The 439-nt window shown below is 66.7% G+C and carries 1 protein-coding gene; it reads left to right on the forward strand.

Annotated elements, in window-relative coordinates; genetic code table 11:
- A partial coding sequence (locus VTU_RS28500) for a choice-of-anchor U domain-containing protein (protein WP_010107217.1) occupies positions 1–214 on the forward strand: 214 nt, incomplete at its 5' end.
- Between the last annotated feature and the right edge of the window lie 225 nt (positions 215–439).

Genomic DNA, 439 nt, shown 5'->3' on the forward strand with positions numbered 1-439 from the left:
CACCTGGGTGAACCTGGCGAGCAGCCCTTACGGCGGCAAGATGGTGGACGAAGGCGGGCGGCTGCGGCTGGACTTCACGATCACCGACGGCGGAGCGTTCGACGCCGACGGCCAGGCCAACGGCAGCATCAGCGCGCCCGGCGCCGCAGCGCAGATGCCGCTGTCCATCGTGGGCCAGGCGTCGGACATGGCGCATGACGGGTTCTGGTTCTGAAAGAGATGGTGAACGAAGGCGGCCGCGGCTGGACTTCCCGATCGCCGATGGCAATGCCAACGGCCCCAGCACCGGACAAGCACCGGATGGGGCGCACGGCAGGCTCTGACGGTCTTGGGACCAGCCTGCCGGGACCCTTCCCCGTTGATTCCACTGCGGGACGCTTGCCGCCGAAGCGGCTTACCCGATCGGCATAAAGCTCACCGTTTGTCACGTTATGATACG

It is taken from the genome of Verminephrobacter aporrectodeae subsp. tuberculatae At4 (assembly GCF_000193225.1).
Taxonomy (GTDB): Bacteria; Pseudomonadota; Gammaproteobacteria; order Burkholderiales; family Burkholderiaceae_C; genus Acidovorax; species Acidovorax aporrectodeae.